Source organism: Streptomyces venezuelae (assembly GCF_008642315.1).
GTDB lineage: Bacteria > Actinomycetota > Actinomycetes > Streptomycetales > Streptomycetaceae > Streptomyces > Streptomyces venezuelae_D.
In genome coordinates, this window is the sequence record NZ_CP029192.1 from 6,230,380 (window position 1) to 6,254,828 (window position 24,449).

At 71.9% G+C, this 24,449-nt stretch carries 19 protein-coding genes and 1 pseudogene; 7 read left to right on the plus strand and 13 right to left on the minus strand.

What is annotated here, in order from left to right:
- Nucleotides 1–55 precede the first annotated feature (55 nt).
- The 3 genes from DEJ48_RS27335 to DEJ48_RS27345 form a co-directional block, all read right to left on the minus strand.
- Nucleotides 56–2,038, minus strand: coding sequence for an FAD/NAD(P)-binding protein (locus DEJ48_RS27335; protein WP_223832220.1), 1,983 nt, complete (start codon nt 2,036–2,038; stop codon nt 56–58).
- A gap of 144 nt (nt 2,039–2,182) precedes the next feature.
- On the minus strand, nt 2,183–3,841 hold the full coding sequence (locus tag DEJ48_RS27340) for an alkaline phosphatase D family protein (RefSeq protein ID WP_150218888.1): 1,659 nt from the start codon (nt 3,839–3,841) through the stop codon (nt 2,183–2,185).
- Between the two features lie 121 nt (nt 3,842–3,962).
- On the minus strand, nt 3,963–4,625 hold the full coding sequence (locus DEJ48_RS27345) for an HNH endonuclease family protein (RefSeq protein ID WP_150218889.1): 663 nt from the start codon (nt 4,623–4,625) through the stop codon (nt 3,963–3,965).
- Nucleotides 4,626–5,134: 509 nt separating this feature from the next.
- Between DEJ48_RS27345 and DEJ48_RS27350 the strand changes: the two genes are divergently transcribed.
- The gene (locus DEJ48_RS27350; RefSeq protein ID WP_150218890.1) at nt 5,135–5,716 is read left to right on the plus strand and encodes a TMEM165/GDT1 family protein; all 582 of its coding nucleotides are present in this window, start codon (nt 5,135–5,137) and stop codon (nt 5,714–5,716) included.
- Nucleotides 5,717–5,986: 270 nt separating this feature from the next.
- A complete protein-coding gene (locus DEJ48_RS27355) occupies nt 5,987–6,676 on the plus strand; it encodes an HAD-IA family hydrolase (protein WP_150218891.1) in 690 nt (229 codons plus the stop codon).
- A 187-nt stretch (nt 6,677–6,863) separates the two neighbouring features.
- Here the strand turns inward: DEJ48_RS27355 and DEJ48_RS27360 are convergent, their stop codons facing one another.
- Nucleotides 6,864–7,820 carry a peptidoglycan-binding domain-containing protein gene (locus DEJ48_RS27360; protein WP_150218892.1) on the minus strand — a complete coding sequence of 319 codons (957 nt, stop codon included), beginning with the start codon at nt 7,818–7,820 and terminating at the stop codon, nt 6,864–6,866.
- A gap of 140 nt (nt 7,821–7,960) precedes the next feature.
- On the opposite strand from DEJ48_RS27360, the gene DEJ48_RS27365 reads away from it, so the two are divergent.
- The gene (locus tag DEJ48_RS27365) at nt 7,961–10,045 is read left to right on the plus strand and encodes an MFS transporter (RefSeq protein ID WP_150218893.1); all 2,085 of its coding nucleotides are present in this window, start codon (nt 7,961–7,963) and stop codon (nt 10,043–10,045) included.
- A 48-nt stretch (nt 10,046–10,093) separates the two neighbouring features.
- Here the strand turns inward: DEJ48_RS27365 and DEJ48_RS27370 are convergent, their stop codons facing one another.
- The 5 genes from DEJ48_RS27370 to DEJ48_RS27390 all read right to left on the minus strand — a co-directional run bounded on the left by DEJ48_RS27370 (nt 10,094) and on the right by DEJ48_RS27390 (nt 12,762).
- The gene (locus DEJ48_RS27370) at nt 10,094–10,630 is read right to left on the minus strand and encodes a GNAT family N-acetyltransferase (RefSeq protein WP_150218894.1); all 537 of its coding nucleotides are present in this window, start codon (nt 10,628–10,630) and stop codon (nt 10,094–10,096) included.
- A 77-nt stretch (nt 10,631–10,707) separates the two neighbouring features.
- Nucleotides 10,708–11,025, minus strand: coding sequence for an antibiotic biosynthesis monooxygenase family protein (locus DEJ48_RS27375; protein WP_150218895.1), 318 nt, complete (start codon nt 11,023–11,025; stop codon nt 10,708–10,710).
- A 127-nt stretch (nt 11,026–11,152) separates the two neighbouring features.
- On the minus strand, nt 11,153–11,536 hold the full coding sequence (locus tag DEJ48_RS27380; protein ID WP_150218896.1) for a hypothetical protein: 384 nt from the start codon (nt 11,534–11,536) through the stop codon (nt 11,153–11,155).
- Complete coding sequence (locus DEJ48_RS27385) at nt 11,529–12,221, minus strand: hypothetical protein (RefSeq protein WP_190537626.1); 693 nt, start codon at nt 12,219–12,221, stop codon at nt 11,529–11,531. Before DEJ48_RS27385 ends, DEJ48_RS27380 begins: the two co-directional genes overlap by 8 nt.
- Nucleotides 12,222–12,345: 124 nt before the next feature.
- Nucleotides 12,346–12,762: a DUF1992 domain-containing protein gene (locus DEJ48_RS27390; RefSeq protein ID WP_150218897.1), complete on the minus strand. Its 417-nt coding sequence runs from the start codon at nt 12,760–12,762 to the stop codon at nt 12,346–12,348.
- Nucleotides 12,763–12,873: 111 nt separating this feature from the next.
- On the opposite strand from DEJ48_RS27390, the gene DEJ48_RS27395 reads away from it, so the two are divergent.
- Complete coding sequence (locus DEJ48_RS27395) at nt 12,874–13,266, plus strand: FHA domain-containing protein (protein ID WP_150218898.1); 393 nt, start codon at nt 12,874–12,876, stop codon at nt 13,264–13,266.
- A gap of 66 nt (nt 13,267–13,332) precedes the next feature.
- Here the strand turns inward: DEJ48_RS27395 and DEJ48_RS27400 are convergent, their stop codons facing one another.
- Nucleotides 13,333–14,010, minus strand: coding sequence for an O-methyltransferase (locus tag DEJ48_RS27400; protein ID WP_150218899.1), 678 nt, complete (start codon nt 14,008–14,010; stop codon nt 13,333–13,335).
- A 199-nt stretch (nt 14,011–14,209) separates the two neighbouring features.
- On the opposite strand from DEJ48_RS27400, the pseudogene DEJ48_RS27405 reads away from it, so the two are divergent.
- Nucleotides 14,210–15,306 (plus strand): annotated as a pseudogene (locus DEJ48_RS27405) (serpin family protein).
- Between the two features lie 728 nt (nt 15,307–16,034).
- Here the strand turns inward: DEJ48_RS27405 and proP are convergent.
- Complete coding sequence (gene proP / locus DEJ48_RS27410) at nt 16,035–17,519, minus strand: glycine betaine/L-proline transporter ProP (RefSeq protein WP_317850933.1); 1,485 nt, start codon at nt 17,517–17,519, stop codon at nt 16,035–16,037.
- 426 nt (nt 17,520–17,945) lie between these two features.
- Here proP and DEJ48_RS27415 point away from each other — a divergent pair, with 426 nt between their 5' ends.
- The gene (locus DEJ48_RS27415; protein ID WP_411757488.1) at nt 17,946–20,009 is read left to right on the plus strand and encodes a bifunctional glycosyltransferase 87/phosphatase PAP2 family protein; all 2,064 of its coding nucleotides are present in this window, start codon (nt 17,946–17,948) and stop codon (nt 20,007–20,009) included.
- Here the strand turns inward: DEJ48_RS27415 and DEJ48_RS27420 are convergent.
- Both DEJ48_RS27420 and DEJ48_RS27425 read right to left on the minus strand, forming a co-directional pair.
- On the minus strand, nt 19,960–21,585 hold the full coding sequence (locus tag DEJ48_RS27420; protein WP_411757489.1) for a hypothetical protein: 1,626 nt from the start codon (nt 21,583–21,585) through the stop codon (nt 19,960–19,962). The genes DEJ48_RS27415 and DEJ48_RS27420 overlap by 50 nt on opposite strands.
- A gap of 144 nt (nt 21,586–21,729) precedes the next feature.
- Nucleotides 21,730–22,977, minus strand: a complete 1,248-nt coding sequence (locus tag DEJ48_RS27425; protein ID WP_150218902.1) for a cytochrome P450 — start codon at nt 22,975–22,977, stop codon at nt 21,730–21,732.
- Nucleotides 22,978–23,275: 298 nt separating this feature from the next.
- On the opposite strand from DEJ48_RS27425, the gene DEJ48_RS27430 reads away from it, so the two are divergent.
- A complete protein-coding gene (locus DEJ48_RS27430) occupies nt 23,276–24,445 on the plus strand; it encodes a steroid 3-ketoacyl-CoA thiolase (RefSeq protein WP_150218903.1) in 1,170 nt (389 codons plus the stop codon).
- Nucleotides 24,446–24,449: the final 4 nt, after the last annotated feature.

Genomic DNA, 24,449 nt, shown 5'->3' on the forward strand with positions numbered 1-24,449 from the left:
GACGGTAACCGAGCGGAGGCCCAAGATTAGGGCAACCTAATTAGTGCTTGCAAGTTCAACATTCGGTCATTCGGAGGTTCCGCTTCGGCTCGGCCCGGGGCGTGGGCGGCGTGCCGGCGGTACCGGCCGCCGTGCGCAGGGCGGCGCGCGCCACCGCGTCGGCGTCCGACAGGGTCACCGAGTCGACGCCGGGTCTCGCACCGGCCGCGGTCACCCAGTGGACCCCTTCCGTGGGCACCCCGAACGCGAACAGGCGTGCGTGTGCCCGACCGTGACGGTCGATCAGGTGATACGGGCGAGGGGACACGTCCACGCCTCCGGTTTCGTACCCGTCGACCACGTGGGTCCGGCACCGGCCGTCCGCGAGGAGGTGGTGCAGCAGCGCGTCGCCGGTGCGCCGCAGGTCGGGTTCGGGCAGCCGGGCCTCGATCAGGGAGGTGGCCCGGACGGCCGAGTCCGGTACGTCGGGGGAGTGCGCGACGAAGGCCCCGCCGTCGGACCACACGGTCAGGCGCGGTCCGAGCACGTCCAGGACCCCCGCCTCGATCAGTGCCGTCATCTCCTCGATGCGGCGGCGCGGCGGGCCGATGGAGAGGAAGGCGTTGAGCGGCGTGTACCAGCGGTCGAGGTGGTCGCGGCGCGAGACCCCGGAGAGCCCGCCGTGGTCGACGACGCCGCGGAGTTCGTTGCGCAGGTCGCGGAGCACGTCGAGTGCGGCCTTCAGCGGTCCCGCGACGTTGCCGAGCGCGGCCTGCGCCGCGTCCTCGCGCAACCGACCGAGCAGCCACGCGCGGTGGTCCCGCGGGGAGGTGAAGGGCCGGGCCGGATGCGGCGCGGCGAGCCGCTCCCAGGACCAGCGCTCGGCATCACCGACACCGAACTCGGCCAGGACGAGGGCCTCGTGGGGGCTTCCGTGGTCAGCGGCGAGAAACCGCTCCCGGAAGTCACGCGTGCGCGAGCCGTCGCCCGGGGCGGAAACGTCCGAACGGCTTTCGCCCCGCCCCGCGATCAGCGCCTCGTAGTAGACCGTCTCCACCTCCTTCGCGATCAGGGGCCATATCTCGGCGAGGAAGTCGGGTGCGTCGCCGCTGTCCGCGCGCTTGCGGAAGCGGGCGACCGCGTCGGCGGTGAGGACGGCCGGCTCGTGGCGTCCGTAGGGGCCCTTCGCGTTGTCGCCGCGTGCTTGGTAGGGGACACCGCGCCGCGATCCCGCGTACAGGCGCGGCTCGCGGCCCGACGGTTCGTAGCGCAGGGTCCCGTCGGGCATGCGTGCGTATCGGCCGCCGCGGGCCTCCGTCAACAGGGCCATGTGGTCGAAGAAGTTGAGGCCGAGGCCGCGCAGCAGGACCCGCTCGCCGGGGGCGATGACGGAAAGGTCCAGGTCGGCGGGGTTGGCGGGCGGGAAGTGGCGCAGACCGTGCCGTGCCGCGTGGGCTGTCAGACGTCGCTGCTCCGGTCCCGGCGCCGTCGGCAGATGGCCCTGGGCGAGGACGACCGCACAGAGCCCGGACAGTACGAGGCCGTCGTCCAGTACGAGGGTCTGGAGCCCGTCGGCCGTCTCGTCCAGGCGCACCGCACGCGCCGCGTGCACCCGGACCCGGACCGTTCCGGGTGCCCGCCGCACCGCCTCCGCGAACACCCACTCCAGATAGCGGCCGTAGCAGGCGCGGGTCGGGTAGTCGTCGGGCCCGAGCCCGGGGACCCGCCCGTCGGCGGCCCACTCGTACAGGCTCGGGCCCGTGCGTATCGGCCCCGAACAGTCGACGCTCGCGTCGGTGAAGAGGGTCACCTGGGAGGCGACCGTGTTCATCAGGAGCTCGGAGGGCTGTGCCGTACGCCAGACACGGCCCGCGCCGGGCGGGTCCGGGTCGACGACATGGACCGTCAGGTGCGCCCCGGGCGGGAGGAGGTCGGCCGCCGACGCGCAGAGCCGTTCGAGCACGCTGGTGCCGCGGGGGCCTGCACCGACCAGGGCGAGCGCGGGCGGGCTCGACGCGTGGACGGGTGCGGGTATTCGTACAGACGCAGACGGAGACAAAAGCGTGACTCCCGGGGCATTGAGGACGCTGGAACCAGACGGTCCGCATCATCATGCCGTCGCCGCCCCCGCTGCCGAACCCCGAACGTGTAAGGGACTGGTGCCGCAGGAGCGCCGCGGGGACGCTTCTCCCTCACCGGCCCTTCACGAAAGCCGCGTCTCGTCCGCCGTCTCGAGGCGTACGCCCCCGCCCCGCACCGCCCGCGCCTGATCCAGCCTCAGCCGTGCCGAACGGCCGCGCAGGGTGAGCGTCATGAGCTGATTGCCGAACCAGGGGCCGCCCGTCCTGCGCCAGTCGATGCCCGCCTGCGACACCTTGGCGTGCCGGGCGAACCGTCGCCCGAGGCGGCGTCCCACCCGGCTCCAGCCGAAGCGGAACCCGAGCCTGATCGACCTGGGGATGGAGTTGTGGACCGGCGAGCAGGTCAGCTGGAGCACCCGCGCGTCGGGCCCGTCGCCTCCGGGCCAGTTCGGCTCGGCCACGTAGGCATGGTGGACGTCGCCGGAGAGCACGCAGACCGTCGCGGGAGCCCCCGGGCCCGAACCCGCCTCCGCGATCAGCGCGGTGAGCGCTTCGAAGGAGGCCGGGAACGCGGCCCAGTGCTCCAGGTCGGAGCGCCGCCGCAGGTTCTCCCCGAACCGGGCCCAGCGCTCGCCGCGCTCACCCCGGCAGAGCGCGGCGTTCCACCCCTCGGCGTCATGGATGAGGTGGGGGAGCAGCCAGGGCAGCGAGGTGCCGATGAGGAGATGGTCGTACGTCCCCGGATCCGCGAGGGCCTGTTCGCGCACCCACTCCGCCTCGGCGGCGTCGAGCATCGCGCGCTCGCCCTCCGCGAGGACGCGGGCCGCGCGGGTGTCCACCATCAGCAGCCGGACCCGCCCGAAGTCCCGTCGGTAGCTCCAGCGGGCGGCGCCCGCGTCCGCGTCGGCCGTGGCGGCGAAGGCGCGGAGCACGTCCGTGCCGTCCGGGGTCGCGCACACGGAGGCGTAGAGCTTGTCGTGGGCCAGTTCGTCGGGGGGCAGGTTGCCGAGGTGCTGGTAGACCCAGTACGACATGAGGCCGCTCAGGATCCGCTCGCGCCACCAGGGCGTGGCCCGCATCTCGGCGACCCAGGAGGCGCTGGTGTTCCAGTCGTCGATCACGTCGTGATCATCGAAGACCATGTTGCTGGGGACGGTCGACAGGAGCCAGCGCACCTCCGGGTCGAGCCAGGACTCGTCATAGAGGTGCGTGTACTCCTCGTAGTCAGCGACCTGCGCACCCGGAGGGGCGGTGAGGTCGCGGCGGGCGGCGAGCCAGCGCTGGGTGGCCTTGGAGGTCTGGTCCGCGTACACCTGATCGCCCAGGAGCAGCAGCACGTCCGGGCGTTCGGAGGCCGGGTCGGCGGCGATGCGGGCGGCGAGCGTGTCCAGCGCGTCGGGCCCCACGGGGTCGTGCTCGCCGGAGGGCGGGGCGGCCCACCGGCAGGAGCCGAACGTGACCCGCAGCTCCTCGTCGCCCGCGCCGGACTCCGCGGGCGTGCGGATGGTGCTCGCGGGGAAGGGCGAATCGGGCAGCGGCCACACGGCGGCGGCCGCGTCGTCGCCGAGCCGCACCTCGTACGCCGTCTCCGTGCCCGGCGTCAGGCCGGTGACGGGCACGAGCGCGTAGTGATGGCCGGAGATCTGGAAGGTCCGCGCCGCGCCGCCCGCGCCGTCCGCGCACCGCACCTCGGCGGTGCAGGGCCGGTCGGCCTCGACCCAGACGGTCGCCGTGGAACCGTCGACGTACCTCAGCAGTGGACCCAGGCGCAGCCGTGCCACAGATGATCACCTTCCTCCGTCGCCCCGTACGGTACGGAACGACGGGGAAGGGCGGGCCGGTTCCGCGAGAACGGGCCCGGCGATTGCGGGAACGGTTCAGCAGTCGTCGAGGACGAACGGTTCAGCAGCCGCTGAGGACGGAGGTGAGCTTGCTCTTCTCCTCGGTGTTCACGCTCAGGTTGTAGTGGTGCTTCACGTCCACCCACATCCGGGCGTAGTAGCAGTGGTACGAGGCGGTGGGCGGCATCCACTCCGCCGGGTCCTTGTCGCCCTTGGCCTGGTTCACGTTGTCGGTCACGGCGATCAGCTGCGGCCGGGTCAGGTCGTTGGCGAAGCCCTCGCGCTGCGCGGTGGTCCAGCTGTTCGCGCCGGACTTCCAGGCCTCGGAGAGCGGCACGACGTGGTCGATGTCGAGGTCGGACGCGACGGTCCAGGTGGCGCCGTCGTAGGCGGACTTCCAGGTGCCGGAGGTGGCGGCGCAGCTGGAGTCCTGCTGGACGTTCGTGCCGTCGCGCTTGAGGACGACCTCGCGGGTGTTGCAGGCGCCGGACTGCGTCTTCCAGTGCGGGAACTTGTCGCGGCTGTAGCCGTCGGAGGAGCCCTCGGCCTTGACGGTGAGGCCGCCGAGGTAGGTCCGGGCGGTGGCGGCGCTGACCGGGGCCGGGGGAGCGGCCTGGGCGGAGGTGCCGGTGACGAGGGTGGCGGCGGATGCGAGGGCGACGGCTGCGGCGGCGAAGGCGGGCCGGGTGAAGCGGGTGCGTCGACGCGCGTAGACAGCGGACATGCGAACTCCTCGTGTGTGGGGGGTTGTTGACCGGTGGGGCGGTCATCGTCGCGGGCACGGGTTGATTGCGGATGAGCTACTGGTGACAGGGTCGCGTCAAATAGGTGCGGACTTCAAGAGTTCTGGCACCGCGTCATATGCGTGTCGCGTGCGGGGAGTTGCCCGCCTGTGATCCAGGTCACTGCCCGGTGGGGCAAAAGTCCCTGGCCAGGGGTGGTCGGGAGTCGCGTACGATGGACGGCGCAGAAGGGGAGTAGCTCTTCGCCGGACCGTCGACATACTGCTCAGCTCGTCTGAGCCGGCGCCCGGAGGCAGGCCCCACGGGGCAGGCCAGCGAGACCTTCGGCAAGCAGTGCGGGCGTACGCATGACGCGTACGCCATGACGTCCACACCCGTGTACGTCCAGACGTCCACATCCGTGTGCGTCCGTGTGCGCTGCCGTGCCGAGGTGTCGTACGCGAAATGGTGGAACACTCTCGGTGGGGCGGCCCGACCGATTGAGGAACCCTTGATCAGCTTCAGCGTGATGGCGCTCGTCTTCGGCGTCGTCTTCCTGGCCGAGCTGCCGGACAAGACCGCACTGGCCGGTCTCGTCCTCGGCACGCGCTACCGCGCCTCCTACGTCTTCGCGGGCGTCGCCGCCGCCTTCACCGTCCACGTGGTGCTCGCCGTCGCGGCGGGCAGTGTCCTGACCCTGCTCCCGCAGCAGCTGGTCCACGCGCTCACGGGCGTCCTCTTCCTGGCCGGCGCCGCGATGCTGCTGTTCAAGGGCGGCGACGACGAGGAAGAGGTCAAGCAGCCCGAGAACCAGAGCTTCTGGAAGGTGTCCGGCGCGGGCTTCATGCTCATCCTCGTCGCCGAGTTCGGCGATCTGACGCAGATCATGACCGCCAACCTGGCCGCCCGCTACGACGACCCGATCTCCGTGGGCCTCGGCGCGGTGCTCGCCCTGTGGGCGGTCGCCGGGCTCGGCATCGTCGGCGGAAAGGCGCTGATGAAGCGGGTTCCGCTGTCGCTCATCACGAAGATCGCGGCCCTGCTGATGCTGGGGCTCGGGGTGTGGAGCCTCTACGAGGCGATCGCCGCCTGACGGTGAGGTGAGGTGAGGCTAGGCGGTCGGGGCTGAGGTCGGGGTCAGGTCCGGGATCGGGGGCGGGATCTCGGGGGCGGGGTCGACGGGATGATTGACCCGGTTTGCGGCACGTCCCTTTTGGGTCGCTTGGGCGGTGTGACCTGCGGCGTTGGCTTTTGCGGCCCGCGTTTTGTACCGTGCAGGAACAAAGTGGCTCCGCCCGTACTCCCTGACCGGCGGGCGGAGCCGCCTTGATCTTCCGCCGCCTCTGCGCTCTGGAGCACTCCGATGACGGCCACGGCCACGACCGCCGACCTTGTCGCACCCGTCCTGACCGCCCGCGCCGTCCTCCTCGACATGGACGGCACCCTCGTCAACTCCGACGCCGTCGTCGAACGCTGCTGGCAGCGCTGGTCCGCACGGCACGGCCTCGACTTCGACGAGGTCATCAAGGTCGTCCACGGGCGGCAGGGGTACGCGTCCATGGCGGTGCTGCTGCCCGAGCGGCCCATGGAGGAGAACTACGCGGAGAACCGCGAGATGCTCGCCGCCGAGACCGCCGACATGGAGGGCGTCGTCCCGGTACCGGGCGCCCCCGCGTTCCTGGCCGCCCTGACCGGCCTGCGCCTGCCGCACGCGCTCGTGACCTCCGCCGACGTGCCGCTGTCCACCGGACGGATGGCCGCGGCCGGGCTCGCCCTGCCGGACGTGCGGGTGACCGCGGAGAGCGTCGGCGCGAGCAAGCCGGACCCCGAGGGGTTCCTCAAGGGAGCGGCCGCGCTCGGCTTCGACCCGGCGGACTGCATCGTCTTCGAGGACTCCGAGGCGGGAATCCGCGCGGGCCAGGCGGCCGGCATGCGCGTCGTGGGCGTGGGCCCGCGCGCCGGACAGTTCGGCCCCACGGTGCACGTCGAGGACCTGACGGGGGTCGGGGTGGCCGACGCGGGCGACGGCTCGATCCGCCTCACGTTCGACTGAGGTCGGAGGGACCTCGGGCCCGGTCCCGCTTTCGCGGCCGGCACCGCTCGCAGGCTGCGGTCCCGCTGCCCGGGCCCGGTCTTGCTCGCAGTCTCCGGTCCTGTTCTCAGGCCCGTCACCCGCTCAGGGCCCCATCCCGCACCCGAAGCTCCATCCCGCGCCCAGGCCCGTCCCGCTCCCGTCACGGTCAGGGCTTCGTCGTCTCCGATTCCAGGCTGCGGCGTGTTTCGCGGCCGTATTCGCCCGGTGCGTCGTCTCTGAGGCCGCGGGCCCACTGGTAGCGGCGTACGGCCGCGGTGACCTCGTACGTGTACGAGCCGTCCACTTCGCCCACGTACAGGTACAGCTGCGCCAGCCTGCCCTGCAACTCCGTGACCTGCGCTCCCTTGTCTCCCTGTCGCAGCGTCGCGCCCGCCGTCCCGCGCGGCGGTGACGCGGACGTGCCCACCGACCCCGTCGCACGCGCCGTCGACGGAGGCTCGGACGAGGGCGGGGGCGAGGAGGGCAGCGTCGAGCGCGTGGGCGACGCGGATCGCGAGGGCCGGACGCTTGCCGGGGCGGAGGGGGCGCGTGAGGACGAGGCGGACGTGTGCGCTGAGGGCGCCGCGGGCTTCGTGGGGTCCGCGTAGGCCGACGTGAGGTCGTCCGGCAGCGTCCTGTCCCGGGTCGGCCCGTCCGAGGCCGAGGAGAGCAGCCCGACCGCGAAGACGGTGGCGGCGGTCACGGCGGCGACGGCGCCGGTGACGGCGAGCAGGGCGAGGGGGCGTTTGCGGAGGCGTCGCGTCTCGTGGGGGTCGGCGTCCTCGTGCGGGTCGACCGCCGGTTCCGCTTTCGTCGCCGCCCCCGTATCCGGCTTCGCATCCGGCTTCGCATCCGTCTCCGGATTCGCATACGACACGAATCGCCGTGCGTCCGAGGAGGCGGTCAAAGGGCGGCCCGCGGCGACACCCCCACCCTCGTCCCCGGAGCGCTCGGCGGACGACCCCGCGGGATCAGGCAGCGAAACGTACGGCCGTATCCGCAGCGGATCGAAGTCCGCCGCGGCCGCCGCGGCGACGGACCGGGCCCGCACCCGATCCACCGCATCGCCACCGGCGCCACCCGCCCCCTCAGCGGCTGCTTCCTCGTCCCGCTGTCCGGCCACGGCCGTCCCTCCCCTCGTACGTCCCGCCGTCCCGCCCGCCCCCGGAGCTCCAGAGATTATGCGGCGACTCGCTTCAACAGGCCATAACGAGAGACACGGACCAGGATGGAAAGAGAACGCGGACCCCTCAGGAGGTGTCCATGTCGCAGGATGTCAGCGCCCACCCCATGGGAGAGGGGCCCGGCCCCGTCCCGATGCACGCGGCGAGCGGCCACGCCGGGAACGGGCATCCGCCCGGCGGCGTACTGATCTCCATCGGCGCGCTGCTCCTCGGCATGCTGCTCGCGGCCCTCGACCAGACCATCGTCTCCACCGCGCTGCCGACCATCGTCAGCGACCTCGGCGGCATGGACCACCTGTCGTGGGTCGTCACCGCGTACATGCTGGCCGCGACGGCCGCGACCCCGCTCTGGGGCAAGCTCGGCGACCAGTACGGCCGCAAGAAGCTGTTCCAGACCGCGATCGCGATCTTCCTGGTCGGCTCGGCGCTCTGCGGCATGGCGCAGAACATGCCGCAGCTCATCGGCTTCCGCGCGCTCCAGGGACTCGGCGGCGGCGGTCTGATGGTGCTGTCGATGGCGATCGTCGGCGACCTCGTCTCGCCGCGCGAACGCGGCAAGTACCAGGGCCTGTTCGGCGCGGTCTTCGGCGCGACCAGCGTCCTCGGGCCGCTGCTCGGCGGACTCTTCACGGAGCATCTCAGCTGGCGCTGGGTCTTCTACGTCAATCTGCCCATCGGCGTGATCGCGCTCGTCGTCATCGCCACCACGCTGCACATCCCGGTGCGTGGCACCCGCCACACCATCGACTACCTGGGCACCTTCCTCATCGCCTCCGTCGCCACCTGTCTCGTCCTCGTCGCCTCGCTCGGCGGCACCACGTGGGCCTGGGGATCGGCGCAGATCATCGGGCTCGCGGTGCTCGGCGTGGTGCTCGCCGTGGTGTTCGTGGCGGTGGAGCGCAGGGCCGCCGAACCGGTCCTCCCGCTCAAGCTCTTCCGGATCCGCACCTTCGCCCTGTCCGCGGTGATCAGCTTCATCGTGGGCTTCGCGATGTTCGGCGCGATGACCTACCTGCCGACGTTCCTGCAGGTCGTGCAGGGGGTCACCCCCACGATGTCGGGCGTCCACATGCTGCCGATGGTGGCGGGCATGCTGCTCTCCACCACCGCGTCCGGGCAGATCGTCAGCCGTACGGGCCGCTGGAAGGTCTTCCCGATCGCGGGTACGGCCGTCACCACGATCGGCCTGCTCCTCCTCCACCAGCTGGACGAGAACAGCGGCACCGCCGAGATGAGCGTGTTCTTCTTCGTCTTCGGCCTGGGACTCGGCCTCGTCATGCAGGTCCTCGTCCTCATCGTGCAGAACGCCGTCAGCTACGAGGACCTGGGCGTCGCCACGTCCGGCGCGACGTTCTTCCGCTCCATCGGCGCGTCCTTCGGCGTCGCGATCTTCGGCACGATCTTCACCAACCGGCTCGGCGACAAGCTCACCGACGCCCTCGCCGCGCAGCAGCTGCCGCCGGGGCTGAGCGTGCGCACCCTGGAGGCGGACCCGCGCGGCATCGCGCGGCTCCCCGCGGACCTGCGCCCCGACGCCCTGCACGCGTACGCCTCGTCGATCACGGACGTCTTCCTGTATGCGGCGCCCGTCGCCTTCGCCGCCTTCGTCCTCGCCTGGTTCCTGCGCGAGGACAAGCTGCGCGCCTCGGTCACGGCGCCCGACCCGACGCAGACGCTGGCCAGCAATCCGGTGGAGCGTTCGTCGTACGACGAGTGCGCGCGGGCCCTGTCGGTCCTCGGGACGCGCGAGGGCAGGCGCGCGATCTACGAGAAGATCACGGCGCGGGCCGGCCACGACCTGCTGCCCGCGTCGAGCTGGCTGCTCCTGCGCATCGCCCGGCACGGCTCCGTCGAACCGGGCGTCCTCGCCGAGCGCACCACCGTGCCGCTGACCGTCGTCACGGCCGCCGCCCGCCAGGTCGAGGAGCGGCGCCTGGCGCGCCGACGCGGCCTGGAGATGGTGCTCACTCCCCAGGGCCACGAGGTCGCGGCCACACTGGCCAAGGCCCGCGAGGAGTCCCTGTCGGAGCTGCTCGGCGACTGGTGGAACGCCGACCGCCCCACGGACCTGGTCCAGCTCGTCGAGGAGCTCAGCTCCGAACTGTGCGGCTCGGAGTCTGAGCGGCCGCGGGGCGACGGGGCGACGGTGGTACGCGCGGCGTGACCGCGGGCCACCGGGCCCCCAGGCCCTTCCCTCGCCGACCGCCCGCCGTCAGACCAGCTTCTTGGCGAACCAGTGCTCGGCGTAGGGCCGCACGGTCAGCGGCTCGGTCTCCTCGTACCCGTGCCGCGCGTACAGCGCGCGGGCCTCGACGAGATCGGTACGGGTGTCGAGGACGACCCGCTCGGCCCCGAGCGCCCGGGCGGCGTCCTCGACGGCGGCGAGGAGAACGGCGGCGCCGCCCCTGCCCCGCATGTCCTCGCGTACGAACACGCGCTTGAGCTCGGCGGTCGACGCATCCAGCAGCCGCACGCCGGCGGTACCGGCGGGCTCGCCCCCGTACCGCGCGACGAGCAGCGCCCCGCCGGGCGCGGCGAGATCGCTCCCGCTCTCGGCGGCGATCTCCCGTTCCAGCTCGACGGGCTCCGTGACCCGCCCCTCGTGCAGCAGGTACCAGCGATCGCTGACCTCGGTGTAGTACGCGCGCCAGAGCGCGCGCACGACATCGGAGTCATACGCCTCGGCCGCGACACTCCAGGTGGCGGCTGCGGTGGTGAGGGCGGGGGCCACGGGGACAGGCTTGGTCATGGGCGCATTCTGGGCCGACGGGCCCGGGCCCACGCAAGGGGTTTTGGACGTGAGAAGGGGGGCTCTGGGCCCAGCCGCTACTCGCCCTTGGGGGCCGCCTGCTGCACGACCTCGAAGGACCAGACCGAGGAGCCGCTCGCGGCGGGCTTCGGGCGGTCGCCGCCGCCCTGGTGGGCCGACTTCATCGGGCCCTCCATCCAGGCCTGGAACGACTCCTCGTCACGCCAGCGCGTGTAGACCAAGTAGTCGTCGGTGCCCTCGATGGGGCGGAGGAGCTCGAACCACTCGAAGCCGTCCGAGTTCTCGACGGCACCGGCGCGGGACGCGAAGCGCTTCTCGAGGGTCTCGCGCCGGTCGGCGGGGACGGTCAGGACGTTGATCTTCACTACGCTCATACGGCCATCCTGCCGTACGGGGGTGTCGGAGCGGCGTGAGCCCCGGGCCCCGGGGCCGGATGTCACGGAGGTCCGGCGGGCGGGGTCCCGGGGCTCGGTTCGGGGGCCTGTTGTGGCCTGTCCTTGCTTACAGGCGGAGGAGGCGTTCCGCTGTTTCGCGGTAGTCCTGGAGGGCCAGGCGGAGTTGTTCGGTGTCGCCTGCCGGGGACGCTTCCGGTGTGGCGGCCGGAGTGGCGGCCGGTGTGGTCGCGGGAGGGGCGGGCGGGGCGCCGGGCTCGCCAGGGGGGACCTCCGCGGCGTGCGACTGCCACGTCGTGCGCAGGGCGTTCCGGCGCTCGGCCAGCGTGTGGGTGAGGTCGGCTATCGCCTCCTCCAGGACGCGGTCCGCGTTCTCGACCGCGGCGCGCGGGCTGTCGACGAAACCGTTGACGGCGTTCTGGAGGCGCAGCGCCAGCTTGTCGCGTGCGTCGATCGGGAAGAGAGCGGTCCCGTCGGGATGTACGTCAGCCATGCTGAACTCCCTTGTGGGTGATGCCGGTCGAGCGCTTACGGGTGTCGTGCCGGCCCGTGGTGGGCGTCGCGTCGGCGTCGGAGCGGTGCTCCGCCACCAGCGCCTCGAAGAGCCCGCGCGCCTCGAGCAGCGCGGCGCGCAGCTCCTCGGTGCCGGCGCCGCCGGTCCGCTCCACGCCCGTGGCCTCCGAGCCCATGGGGTCCGTGCCCATGGTGCCGGTCGTGCCGAGGGCCGCGCGGTGCACCTTGCGGTAGCCGTGGACGTGGTGGGCGTGGTGGACGGAGAGCGCGTCGACCTGGTCCTCGTAGTGCCCGGCGTCCGGGAAGCCGCGGGCGCCGGCCAGCTCGGCGATGAGACGGTCCGCCTCGGCCACCGCCTCGCGCGGGGAGTCGACGAAGCGCTCCTGGGCCACGGTCCAGCGGGCCGTGTACTGCTCGCGCGCCGCGGGGTCCAGCGGCCGCACGCGCAGGGAACCGTGCCGCTTCACCCGCTCGCCGAGGTCGCGTTCGGCGGCCTTGGTGTCGCCGTCGTGCCGGGCGACCGCGCGGTCGTACTCGGGTCCGAAGCGGCGCTGCAGACCGCGCCTGCCGCCCGCACCCTGTTGCCTGCGGTTCAGCACGGCGAACGCGGCGGCTGCGATGACGACGACGGCCACGATCAGCAGAATGATCATGAGTGTGGACATGGGTGGGTGCCCTTTTCGGCTCGGGGATCGGCCTGGGGCGCGGGGCCCGGCAGGGACCCCGACACCCGTTCCCCGGAACGAGTTGCCCGGAATCGGGCCGCCAAACGACCCGTGCGAGCCGGCCTCAGTCAGCGTGGCGTTCCCCGTGGCGGTCCCGCCAGTCGCGGGCCACTTCCTCGACGTCGAAGGGCGCGAGGCCGAGCGGTGGACCCGGCGGCGGCGTACGGAGTGCGGTGCGGATCTTCTCGTTGAGTTCCGTCATGAGCCTGCGCGCCACGCGCTCGGAGGGTGCGTCGGCCGCGGCGGCCAGGGTGTCCTCGGCCTCTTTGCGCAGGGCGAGCGTGGGGGAGAGGCAGGAGAGGCCCTCGCGCGCCATCTTCCGCTTCACCCACCACATTTCGTCGTACGTGGGGTCGGGGCCCTCGGGCAGCGGCCGGCCCCTTCCGGGCAGGGAGGCGAAGTCCCCGCGTTCTTCCGCCTCGCGGATCTGCTTGTCGATCCAGGACTCGAAATTGACTCCAGGTGGCTTGCGCTCAGTCATGGGGCCATTGTCCCAGGGAGGTCGTGCGGCCGCCCGGCGGCCCTTAGGATGCGGCAGCGCGGGAACCGTCAATCACGTACGCGCCGTGGTGAGTTGAAGGAGCGTACTCACGTGCTGGAACTGACCATGGCCTCGGTGTCCGGGGCGGACGCGGGTGCCACCGCGGGCATGCTGATGGCCGAGGCGCCGAGCGAACCGGGTGCGGTGCTGCGGGTCGGGCGGGACAGGAACGTGTGCCGCCTGGTGACGCCCGACGACTGGCTGTTCGTCTCCCGTACGCACCTGGAGTTCCGCTGCGGGCCCGACGGGGCCTGGTCCGTGAGCTGGCTGCGCGGTTCGAACCCCGATCCGGCCTCCGAGGTGCGGCTGCTGTCCGGGGGTACGGCGCGGACCCTCGTGTACGGAGGGGCCGCGCCGTTGCCCCGGGGCGGCTCCGGCGAGGTCGTCATCCGGGACCGGTTCGGGCCGCGGAGCGTGAACGTCGGTTACTACCACGAGAGTTGATGTACGGGCGGTGTTCCTGCGGGCGGCGTTGTCCGTACGGCGTACGGCCGGTCATACGACGGCCGGTCAGTCGAGTACGCGGGCCAGCGCGAAGCCGTCGTACCCCTTGGTGCCCACCGTCTGCACCGCCGTGCCGGACAACTTGGGGTGCTCCGCGATGAGTTCGAGTGCCGCGCGGGTGCCCAGCACGGCCGGGTCGGTGCCGGCGGCGTCGGTCACCGCGCCGCCCCGCACGACGTTGTCGAGGATGATCAGGCTGCCGGGGCGGGTGAGTTCGAGCGCCCACTCCAGATAGCGCGCGTTGTTGGCCTTGTCGGCGTCGATGAAGACGAGGTCGAAGGGTTCGGGGTGCGCGGCGTGTTCGGCGCCGAGCACGGTGAGCGATTCCAGGGCGGGGCCGACGCGCACTTCGACGATCTTGTCGAGCCCGGCGCGGGCGATGTTGCCGCGGGCCACGTCGGCATGCGCGGGGTTGTGTTCGAGGGTGACGACGCGGCCGTCGGCGGGCAGGGCGCGGGCCAGCCAGATGGTGCTGTAGCCGCCGAGGGTGCCGATCTCCAGGACGCGGCGGGCGCCCTGGGTCCGGGCGAGGAGATGGAGCAGCTTGCCCTGGTTCGGGGAGACGGCGATCTGCGGCAGACCGGCGGCGTCGCTGTCGTGGAGGGCGGCGGTCAGGGCCTCGTCCGCGGGGGCGAGGAGGCCGGTGAAGTAGTCGTCGACGGAGTCCCACTGTTGCTGGGTCATGTGGCCGGACGTTCCCTTCGGCTGTCTAGTTAGTTTCGCTAAGGAGCCTACGGTGGGGAGCGGGTGTTGTCAGGGGGATTGTCGGTCTGGTTGTCGGTGCGGGCTCGCATACTGGCGGTGACGGAGATCGAATCGATGGAGCGGTGCGGCGCCGGGTGCGGGACTCGGGCTCGCGCGGCGCGCGGGAACGGGGGACGGCATGGCCTACGCGGGTGCGGTGCGGGAGTTCGCCGAGCGGTGGCTGCCCGAGATGGAGCGGTCGGCCGGGGGTGCCGGCGGCGCCGGTGACTTCGTGTGCTCGCCCGTCGGCATGTGGCTCGCGCTGGCCTCCGTCGCGGCGGGCGCCCGCGGGGAGACGGCCGAGGAGCTGCGGGGGCTGCTCGGCGTCGCCGGCGACGGGGCGGCGCGCGCGGTGACGGACGGGGCGCGCGCCCTCGCGGGTACGGACGCGGTGGGCGTCGCCACGCGTGTGTGGAGCCGGGTGCCGGTGCTGCGGGAGTACGAGGAGGCGCTGCCGGACATCGGGTTCGGGCCCATGGACCCGGACGCGGCCGACGCGTGGGTCAAGGAGGCCACGGACGGCATGATCGAGCGCCTGCCGGTGGTCGTCACAGCGGACACGCTGCTCCTGCTGGTCAACGCGCTGGTGCTGAAGGCGCGTTGGGAGGACCCCTTCGACGGGGCGGGCACGAGTGACGCGCTGTTCACGGACGCGGGGGGCGTCGGGCACCGGGTGCCGACGATGCGGCGGCGGGTGGGGCGGGGGATGCGTGGGCGGTCGGCGGGGCGCGTGTCGTGGAGATGCGGGGTGCGGGGGTGGCCGGCGGGGGTGCGGGTGCGGCGGTGCGGGTGCGGTTCGTGCTGGGGGAGCGGGGGGCCGGGCCGGCCGCGGTGCTGCCGCTGGCGTGGGCGCCCCGTGCGCGGTGCTCGGCGATCGACGCGGAGCAGGTCACCATGGCCCTGCCTCGGCTCGCGCTGCGGACGCGTACGGATGCGACGGGGCAGTTGGGCGCGCTCGGTGTGCGGTGGGCGATGAGCGACGCGGCGGACTTCTCCGGGATGTCTTCGGAGAGGCTCGCGATATCGCAGGTGGTGCAGGAGGCGGTGGTGCGGGTCGCGGAGTTGGGGGTGGAGGGGGTGGCGGTTACGGCTGTGCCGATGCGGCCGGGTGGGGCGTATGTTCCTCGGCGTGCCGAGCACATCTCTTTTGACCGCCCCTTCGGGGTGGTGGTCCTCGCCGGCGCGGAGGAGGTGCCGCTGTTCGCGGCGTGGCAGGGGGGTTGTCCGGCGGTGTGACGTGCGTCTTGCCGGGGGGGGTGTTCGTCCGCGGGCCGGCTGCGACTGATCGCGCAGTTCCCCGCGCCCCTGGGGGGCCGGTCGTTGTTCGTCCGCGGGCCGGATTCGGCTGGTCGCGCAGTTCCCCGCGCCCCTGGGGGGTGTGCCGTCGAGTGTCGTCCGCGGGCCCGGATTCGGCTGGTCGCGCAGTTCCCCGCGCCCCTATGGGGCTTGCGGTCGTGTGTCGTCTGCGGGGCTGCTGTGGCTGATCGCGCAGTTCCCCGCGCCCCTGGGTGGTCCGGCTTGCGTTGGCCGTTTCGTTGGGGCTCGCCCAGGTGCGTGGACTGAACCGTGGGCGTGCAGCGGGACTGCCCTAGGGGCGCGGGGAACTGCGCGACCAGCCACATCCGGACCGCAGATTGCATCGTGGGCGAGGGCGGGACCGCCCCTGGGGCGGGGGGTGGACGTGGGGGTGCAGTGGGGCTGCCTTAGGGGCGCGGGGAACTGCGCGACCAGCCACGTCCGGCCCGCAGATTTGGACCGTGGGCGTGGAGCGGGACCGCCCCTGGGGTGGGGGGGGAACCGCGCGGGCAGGTGGGTGCGGGCCGCGGATCGCATGCGGCCCGTCGCCCGTCGTTCCCCGGGCCTGGCCGGTTCGGGGCGCGGGCCGTGTCCGGGTTCGGGTTCGGATTCGGGTTCAGGTTCGGGTTCGGGGTGCGTGCGGAAGGGGTGCTCCCGGGCTGCGGGGGCTAGCTCGATTCGCGCAGAGCCATCGCCCGCGCCTCGGCCACCGTCTCCACCGCCGGCGGCGACCCCGGCAGCGGCTTGCGGGCGGATTCCGTCATGTACCAGACGGCGATTCCGCCGATGACGGCCGCGGCCATCATGTAGTACGCGGGCATCATCTTGTCGCCCGTCGCGCCGATCAGCGCCGTGACGATCAGCGGCGTCGTGCCGCCGAAGACCGAGACGGAGATGTTGAAGCCGATGGACAGGGAGCCGTAGCGGACCTTCGTGGGGAAGAGCGCCGGGAGGGCCGACGGCATCGACGCCGTGAAGCAGACCAGGAGCATGCCGAGCGCGCCGAGGCCCAGGGCGATCGCCCACAGGGAGCCGTCGCGGATCAGCAGGAGCGCCGGGATCGAGAGGAGGAAGAAGCCCGCGCAGCCCGCGGCGATGACCGGGCGGCGGCCCACCCGGTCCGTGAGGGCGCCCATGAAGGGCTGGGCGATCATCATCAGCGCCATGACGGCCAGGATGACCAGCAACCCGTGCGTCTCGTCGTACTTGAGCTCGCTGGTCAGGTAGCTCGGCATGTACGACAGCAGCATGTAGTCCGTGACGTTGAAGACGAGGACCAGGCCCATGCAGAGGAGGAGGGCCTTCCACTGGCCCGTGACCATGTCGCGCAGCCGCACCTTCGCGCGGGTCTGCTCGTCCTTGTGGGCCTTCTCCAGCTCGGCGGCGAACGCCGGGGTCTCCTCCAGTTTCATGCGGAGGTAGAGGCCGATCAGGCCCATCGGGCCCGCGATCAGGAACGGGATGCGCCAGCCCCAGGAGAGCAGGTCGTCGGAGGAGAGCAGGGCCGTCATCAGGGTGACCAGGCCCGCGCCGCCGATGTAACCCGCCAGCGTGCCGAACTCCAGCCAGCTGCCGAGGAAGCCCCGCTTCTTGTCGGGCGCGTACTCGGCGATGAAGGTGGAGGCACCCGCGTACTCGCCGCCCGTGGAGAAGCCCTGCACGAGGCGGGCCGCAAGGAGCAGGACCGGCGCCCAGACGCCGATCGACGCGTACGACGGGATCAGGCCGATGGCGAACGTGCCCGCCGCCATCATGATCATGGTGAGGGCGAGGACCTTCTGGCGGCCGACGCGGTCGCCGAGCGGGCCGAAGACCATGCCGCCGAGCGGCCGGATCAGGAAGGCCGCGGCGAACGCGCCGAACGTGGAGAGCAGCTGCGCCGTCGGGTTGCCCGAGGGGAAGAAGACCTTGCCGAGCGTGACCGCGATGTAGCTGTAGACACCGAAGTCGAACCACTCCATCGCGTTGCCGAGGGCGGCCGCCTTCACCGCGCGCTTCACCATCGCGGGGTCCGTGACGGTGACGTCGGCGGTGGTGCCGGCAGCGGGGCCGGCGGTGGCGTTCCGGCCGGGGTCCGCTTCGCTCCGCTGTCCGGGCAGGGGTGCGTCCGACGGCTCGGGCTTCCGTAGTGCGACGGGGGTGGCGCTCGCCAAGGGTTCGCTCGCCTGCTTTCGGTCGACGACAAGGACGAGGCCGCACCCGGTCACCCGGGGCGGCCCGAAAAGCGACCATAGGTGCAAGCGGCATCATTACGGTCGGTGTCCGGTCGGCCGCACAGTGACGCAAAACCGCTGCTATGCAGGTCAAACGGCATTTCCCCAGGTGGCGGGGGTTATGCACCCATGTGATCTTTGTCGCGGCGGAGGGCTGGAACCGCGGCCGCCCGAGGCGTCGAACCGCCCCTGACCGGGGGCGGGACCCGTCGGGCCCGCGGGGAGGCCCTGTTGGGCGCTTCAGGCGAAAGCGATAGAAAGCGATGTGGCTGCCAGGTGAAATGGTGGTTGCGTGCGTCCCCACATCAGGGACGAGAACTTCACATCAGAGGCGGGGACTGACGCGGACGGGAGGGTCGACGGGGCGTGGCGAACGTTGAGCACAGGGGACCGGGCGATGTCTTGGGAACGGGGCAGGCCGGTGAACCAGGGGCGCGGATGGGCGCCGCCCGTGTCGTCCTCTGGCTGCTCGCCGCCGTCCTCGCGATCCGGCAGATGGCCGTCGTCCTGCGGACGCCCGAGGGCGACCGGCTGACGGATCTGGAGACGTGGATCGGTCCCGAGGGCGTCCTGCACGTGAACGGTTCCTTCTACGACGCGGACAAGTTCACCGGCACGCCGTTCGCCGGACTCGTCCTCAAACCGCTCACCCGTGCGGGCGAACAGGCGCTCGGCTGGGGGTGGACGTTCGGGACGCTCGGTCTCGTCGTCGTGCTCGGCGTGGTCGCCGCCCGCGCCCTGCCGCAGCCCGTCACCCGCCGCACCTCGCTGCTCGCCGCCCCCGTCGCGGTCAGCCTGCTCATCCTGTCGCTGCCGGTCCGCAACACCCTCTACCTCGGCCAGACCAGCATCCTGCCGGTCCTGCTCGTCCTCCTCGGCCTCTTCGCGGTCCGCGGGCAGCGCAGCTGCGGTGTGCTGATCGGCGTCGCCGCGGCCCTGCAGCCCACCATGCTGCTCTTCGCCGTGCCGCTCTGGTTCACCGGCCGCAAGCGGGCGGCCGCCGCCACCGGCGGCTCCTTCGCCGCCGTCACCGCGCTCGCCTGGGCCGCGATGCCGAGCGACTCGACGACGTACTGGATCCACCACCTCGCCGGCACCGGCCTCGGGGCCGACCCGGACGCCAACGCCAACCAGTCGCTGCACGGCATGCTGCTCCGCGCCGGCCTCGAGGGCCCGCTGGAGATCGCCGTCTTCCTGGCGCTGAGCGCGGCCGTCATCGCCGTCGGCCTGCGTCGCGCCGTGCGCTACGCGCGGGACGGGCAGCTGCTCCTGGCCGTCGCGATCACCGGCTGCGTCGCCGTCGCGGTGTCGCCGACCACCTGGCAGCACCAGCTCCTGTGGGTGCTCTTCGCCGTGGTCGGCCGGGTCGGCAAGCGTCAGTCCGACCGCTACATGTGGCCGGTGGCCGTCATCCTCGTGTCGACGCTGCCCGCCAAGATGATGCTGCCGAACATGTCGGTCACCGCGCCGATCCGCGACAACATCGTGCTGATCGCGGCGCTCGCCGCGGCCGTCGTCGTGCCGTTCCTCTCCCGGTCCCACCCGCAGTACCGCGACCCGATCCCCACCGAGTACGCCGAGCCCGTCCCCGCCCGCTGGAGCCGGATCCCGCTCGTCCCGTTCTGGCGGCGCGTCCTCGCCCGCCCGAACCTCCTGCTCGAACTGCTCCTGATACGCGTCGGCTACTCCGCGTACCAGCAGGTCAGGCTCGCGGCGACCGGTGGCACGATCTCCGGGGGCCGGGCCGACGCCGAGCACCACGGCACGCAGGTCCACGCGATCGAGCGGTTCCTGCACATCGACATCGAGCACTGGTTCAACCATCTGACGGCGCGGACCGGCTGGATGGAGGACTTCTTCAACTTCTACTACACGTCGTTCCACTTCCTGGTGCCGCTGAGCGTCCTCGCCGTCCTGTACGTCCGCAGGCCCGCCGACTACCGCTGGGCGCGCTCCGCGCTCGGCTTCGCCACGGTCCTCGCGCTCATCGGCTTCTGGGCCTACCCGCTCGCCCCGCCGCGCCTCATGCCGGAGCTCGGCTTCATCGACACCGTGCACGGCGTGCAGGACTTCACCCAGCCGGACTACGGCACGCTGACGCAGCTCACCAACCAGTACGCGGCGATGCCCTCGCTGCACTTCGGCTGGTCGCTGTGGTGCGGTCTGGTCATCGCGGTCCTCGCGCCGCGGTGGTGGATGAAGGCGCTCGGCCTGCTGCACCCGTTCTTCACGGTCTGCGCGATCGTCGGCACCGGCAACCACTGGGTCCTCGACGCGGTGGGCGGCGCGGCCGTCGTGGGCGCGGGCTTCGGCCTGACCTACGTGCTGTCGGGGCCGCGGGTGCGGCAGCCGCTGAAGGTGGCCACGGGCGCGGAGCCCGTCACCGGCACGTCGAAGGCCGGCTCCGCGAAGGACCGTACCCCGAGGTGATCTCGTACGTGCCCGGTGCCGGCACCGAGAGGCGCGTGAACTCGCCGTGCGGTTTCAGGCAGGCGCCCTCGGCCCGCAGCCACGGCGAGTACACGAGACGCAGCGTCACCGAGCCGCGCTTCGGCACCCGCACCACCACGTTCGACCCGGTGGAGCGGACGACCGCCGCGGGCTCGGAGACCAGCGGCACCGGGTCCTTCACCTTGAAGATCTGCCAGTGCGCGTCCTTCCACACCGGTTTCAGCCACGTGGGTCCGCTCGCCACCAGCGCCGCCTCGTCCTCGGCGAAGCCGTCGGGCTTGCCCGAGGGCAGCACCACGTATCCGACGGCCCATCGGTCGAGCCACTCGCGGTAGGTGGTGGCCGAGAACGAACCGTCGTAGAAGAGCCGCCCGCGCTCGATGTCGAGCTGGCGGTTCCAGCCGCGCGCCATGTTCACGTACGGGGCGAGCGCCGTGGCCTCACGGTGGTTGCGGGTCGGGACGACCTCGACGCGGGTGCGGTTGGCCTCCAGGCGCTCCAGCTCCCGCACCACGCCGTGCGTGTCGACCGCCCACTTCGGGACCTTCGTCGACACGGCGAGGTCGTCGAGGGTCTTCTGCGTCACCCACGCCGAGGACAGCACGAGCGCGACGGTCAGGACGATCCTGCGGGCCTTGGTCAGGCCCGGCACGAGCAGGGCGGCGAGCAGCAGCGCCGGGCCCACCAGCTCCGCGAGCCGTTCGACGTTGGTGCCGATGGGGGAGGGGATGAGGTACGTCAGGACGGTCCCGACCGCGTAGACGCCCGCGCCCCACCGCAGCACCCGCCACTCGCGCGGGCCCGCGACGATGAGCGCCAGGCTGAACAGGACGGGCGGGAAGATCCGGTCGAAGGGCATCAGGTGCTCGCCGGTGAACGGGAAGAGCACCGTGGTCGCCGCGACGACCAGGAACGGCGGCAGGATCAGCGCGGCCGACCGCACCCAGTCGCGTACGAAGAAGTAGCCCGCGCCCGCCACGACGAGGAAGAGCCCCGCGACCGGGGAGCCCATGGTGGCCAGGGCCGCGCACACCACCGCGACCACCGTGCGCCGCTGCCGCACCAGGGCGAGGCAGGCCGCGAGGGCGAAGGCGAGACCGAGCGCGAACGTCGTGCGCCCCGAGGCGACGTTGCACCACACCGCGAGCGACGCGAGCACGGCGGGCCACAGCGGTCTTCGGATGCCGGAGCGCGCGATCAGGGCGGCGACCAGCCAGGCCCCCGCGACACCGGAGACCACCGTGACGGTCCGCACGCCGAGCGCCGCCATCAGGTACGGCGAGATGAGGCTGTAGCTGGCGGTGTGCATGCCGCCGTACCAGAAGAGGTTGTACGCGGCCGTGCCGTGCTCGGACGCGAACCGTGCCCACGCCTCCTGCGCCGCGAGGTCGCCGCCGCCCGTGGCGAGGAACGCCGCCCACACGATGTACAGGGGAAGGGTGGGGAGCGTGGCCAGGAGGGGGACGCGGTGGCGCCGGAAGAAGGGCCGGAGGGGTGAGTTCCGGCCCGTGGACGTGCTGTCGGACGGGGCGAGCGTTACGTCGGCAGAGGCCACGGCCACCGTTTCCGTTCGAGTCCGGGGAAGGCAAGGTTCACTTCCCCAGACGCCGGATGCAACGGAAACGTTGGTTCCGTAAATGTAATTGACCTGATAGGTCGCCTTATGACGCTCTATCGGCGCACGGTCGTGTGCCGCTCCTCAGGGCCGCGTGCCGACCCGTAGCTCCTTGACGCCGTTCAGCCAGGCCGAGCGGAGTCTGCGCGGGTCGCCGGTCAGGTGCAGGCCCGGCATGGCGTCGGCGACGGCGTTGAAGATCAGGTTGATCTCCAGGACCGCGAGGGACTTGCCTAGGCAGAAGTGCGGGCCTCCGCCGCCGAAGCCGAGGTGCGGGTTGGGGTCGCGGGTGACGTCGAACTTCTCGGGCGATTCGAACACCTCGGGGTCGTGGTTGGCCGAGGAGTAGAAGATGCCGACCCGGTCGCCCTTCCTGATCCGGGCGCCGCCGAGCTCCATGTCCTGGGTGGCGGTGCGCTGGAAGGAGACCACGGGGGTCGCCCAGCGCACGATCTCCTCGGCGGTGGTCGCCGGGCGCTCGCGTTTGTAGAGCTCCCACTGGTCCGGATGGGTCAGCAGGGCGTGCATGCCGTGGGTGATGGCGTTGCGGGTGGTCTCGTTGCCGGCCACGGCGAGCAGGATCACGAAGAAGCCGAACTCGTCGGAGGAGAGGTTGCCCTCGTCCTCGGCCGCCACCAGCTGGCTGACGATGTCCTTGGCGGGGCACTCCTTGCGGGCGGCGGCGAGGTTCATCGCGTAGGAGACGATCTCCATCGCGGCCTCGGCCCCGACCTCCTCGGTGATCGCGTACTCGGGGTCGTCGTACGCCGCCATCTTGTTGGACCAGTCGAAGATCTTCGAGCGGTCGGCCTGGGGCACGCCGATGAGCTCGGCGATGGCCTGCAGCGGCAGCTCGACGGCGACGTTCGTCACGAAGTCGAAGGAGCCGTCGGGGCCCGCGTTCGCCAGCGCCGTCTCGACGATGGACCCGGCGCGGGCGCGCAGCGCGTCCTCCAGCGAGCGGATGGCGCGCGGGGTGAAGCCGCGCTGCACGATCTGGCGGACCCGGGTGTGCTCGGGCGGGTCCATGTTGAGCATGATCATCTTCTGGACTTCGATCTGGTCCCGGGTGATCGTCTCGTTGAAGCGGATGATCGCGGTGTTGAGGTTGGACGAGTACAACTCGGGGTGCGTGGAGACGTACTTGACGTCCTCGTGGCGTGTGACGGCCCAGTAGCCCGCGTCGTCGTAGCCGGATATGCGCGGCGGCTGGGCGATCCAGCGCACCGGTTCCGTCTGCCGCAGCTGTGCGAACTCCGGAAGGGGTACGCGGTCTTGGAGCAGGTCGGGGTCGGTGAAGTCGAACCCGTCGGGCAGCGCGGGACAGGGCATCGGCAACTCCAGGCGTGGGCTGATTTCCGACGGTCGGGTCTCTCGTGTTCCTCTTCCGGGTCCCGCTTGTTTCTGACGGGCCATCAGGATGGTTGGCTCGCAAGGTAGTAACGGGTTCTACAAGAGGCAAGGCCCACAGCGGGTCCGGTTGCGTGCGGGTCCTGCGCGCAATGCGTGCAAGACCCTTGCGGCACCCGGGCCCCGCTCAGCAGACTGCAGGACAGAACTAGAACGCGTACTAGTTCCACTCGCGAGCCGCCGGGACGGCTCGCGGGACGTGGAGAGGGAGGACGAGCCCATGGCCGCGGAACCCGTCATCGTCGAAGCAGTACGCACGCCCATCGGCAAGCGCTCAGGGGCGCTCGCCAATCTCCACCCCGCCTATCTGCTCGGTGAGACCTACCGCGAACTCCTCGGCCGCACCGGCATCCACGCCGACTGCGTCGAACAGATCGTCGGCGGCACGGTGACGCACGCCGGGGAGCAGTCCATGAACCCGGCGCGCACCGCCTGGCTCACCATGGGCCTGCCGTACGAGACGGCGGCGACCACCGTCGACTGCCAGTGCGGCTCCTCCCAGCAGGCGAGCCACATGGTCGCCAACATGGTCGCGGCCGGCGTCATCGACGTCGGCATCAGCTGCGGCGTCGAGGCGATGTCACGGGTGCCGCTCGGCTCGGGCTCCAAGCACGGACCCGGCAAGCCCTTCCCCGACGAGTGGAACGTCGACCTGCCCAACCAGTTCGAGGCGGCCGAGCGCATCGCCCGCAAGCGCGGCCTCACCCGCGAGAACGTGGACTCGCTCGGCCTCATCTCGCAGGAGCGCGCGGCCGTCGCCTGGGCCGAGGAACGCTTCAAACGCGAGACGTTCGCTGTGCAGGTGCCCACCACGGAGGAGGAACAGGCCGCGGGCCAGGGCATGTGGCGGCTCGTCGACCGCGACGAAGGGCTGCGCGACACCACGATGGAGGGGCTCGGCCGCCTCAAGCCGGTCATGCCGACCGCCGTGCACACCGCGGGCAACTCCTCGCAGATCTCGGACGGCGCGGCGGCCCTCATGTGGGCCTCCAAGCGGATGGCGCGGGCCCTCAAGCTGAAGCCGAGGGCGCGCATCGTCGCGCAGGCACTCGTCGGCGCCGACCCGCACTTCCACCTCGACGGGCCCGTCGACGCCACACGCGCCGTGCTCGGCAAGGCCGGGATGTCCCTGAAGGACATCGACATCGTGGAGATCAACGAGGCGTTCGCGTCCGTGGTGCTGAGCTGGGCGCAGGTCTTCGGCCAGGACCTGGAGAAGGTCAACGTGAACGGCGGCGCGATCGCCCTCGGCCATCCGGTGGGGGCGACGGGGGCGCGGCTCATCACGACCGCGCTGCACGAACTGGAGCGCAGGGACAAGGAGTTCGCGCTCATCACGATGTGCGCGGGCGGGGCGGTGGCGACGGGGACGATCATCCAGCGGCTGTAGCTCC

Bases quoted from the DNA above. Each gene is read 5' to 3' on its own strand.
- DEJ48_RS27425 (WP_150218902.1), bottom strand. From the start codon at position 22,977: ATGCCCTGTCCCGCGCTGCCCGACGGGTTCGACTTCACCGACCCCGAC.
- DEJ48_RS27390 (WP_150218897.1), bottom strand. From the start codon at position 12,762: ATGACTGAGCGCAAGCCACCTGGAGTCAATTTCGAGTCCTGGATCGAC.
- DEJ48_RS27355 (WP_150218891.1), top strand. From the start codon at position 5,987: ATGACGGCCACGGCCACGACCGCCGACCTTGTCGCACCCGTCCTGACC.
- DEJ48_RS27380 (WP_150218896.1), bottom strand. From the start codon at position 11,536: ATGGCTGACGTACATCCCGACGGGACCGCTCTCTTCCCGATCGACGCA.
- DEJ48_RS27430 (WP_150218903.1), top strand. From the start codon at position 23,276: ATGGCCGCGGAACCCGTCATCGTCGAAGCAGTACGCACGCCCATCGGC.
- DEJ48_RS27375 (WP_150218895.1), bottom strand. From the start codon at position 11,025: ATGAGCGTAGTGAAGATCAACGTCCTGACCGTCCCCGCCGACCGGCGC.
- DEJ48_RS27385 (WP_190537626.1), bottom strand. From the start codon at position 12,221: ATGTCCACACTCATGATCATTCTGCTGATCGTGGCCGTCGTCGTCATC.
- DEJ48_RS27365 (WP_150218893.1), top strand. From the start codon at position 7,961: ATGTCGCAGGATGTCAGCGCCCACCCCATGGGAGAGGGGCCCGGCCCC.
- DEJ48_RS27400 (WP_150218899.1), bottom strand. From the start codon at position 14,010: ATGACCCAGCAACAGTGGGACTCCGTCGACGACTACTTCACCGGCCTC.
- DEJ48_RS27345 (WP_150218889.1), bottom strand. From the start codon at position 4,625: ATGTCCGCTGTCTACGCGCGTCGACGCACCCGCTTCACCCGGCCCGCC.
- DEJ48_RS27370 (WP_150218894.1), bottom strand. From the start codon at position 10,630: ATGACCAAGCCTGTCCCCGTGGCCCCCGCCCTCACCACCGCAGCCGCC.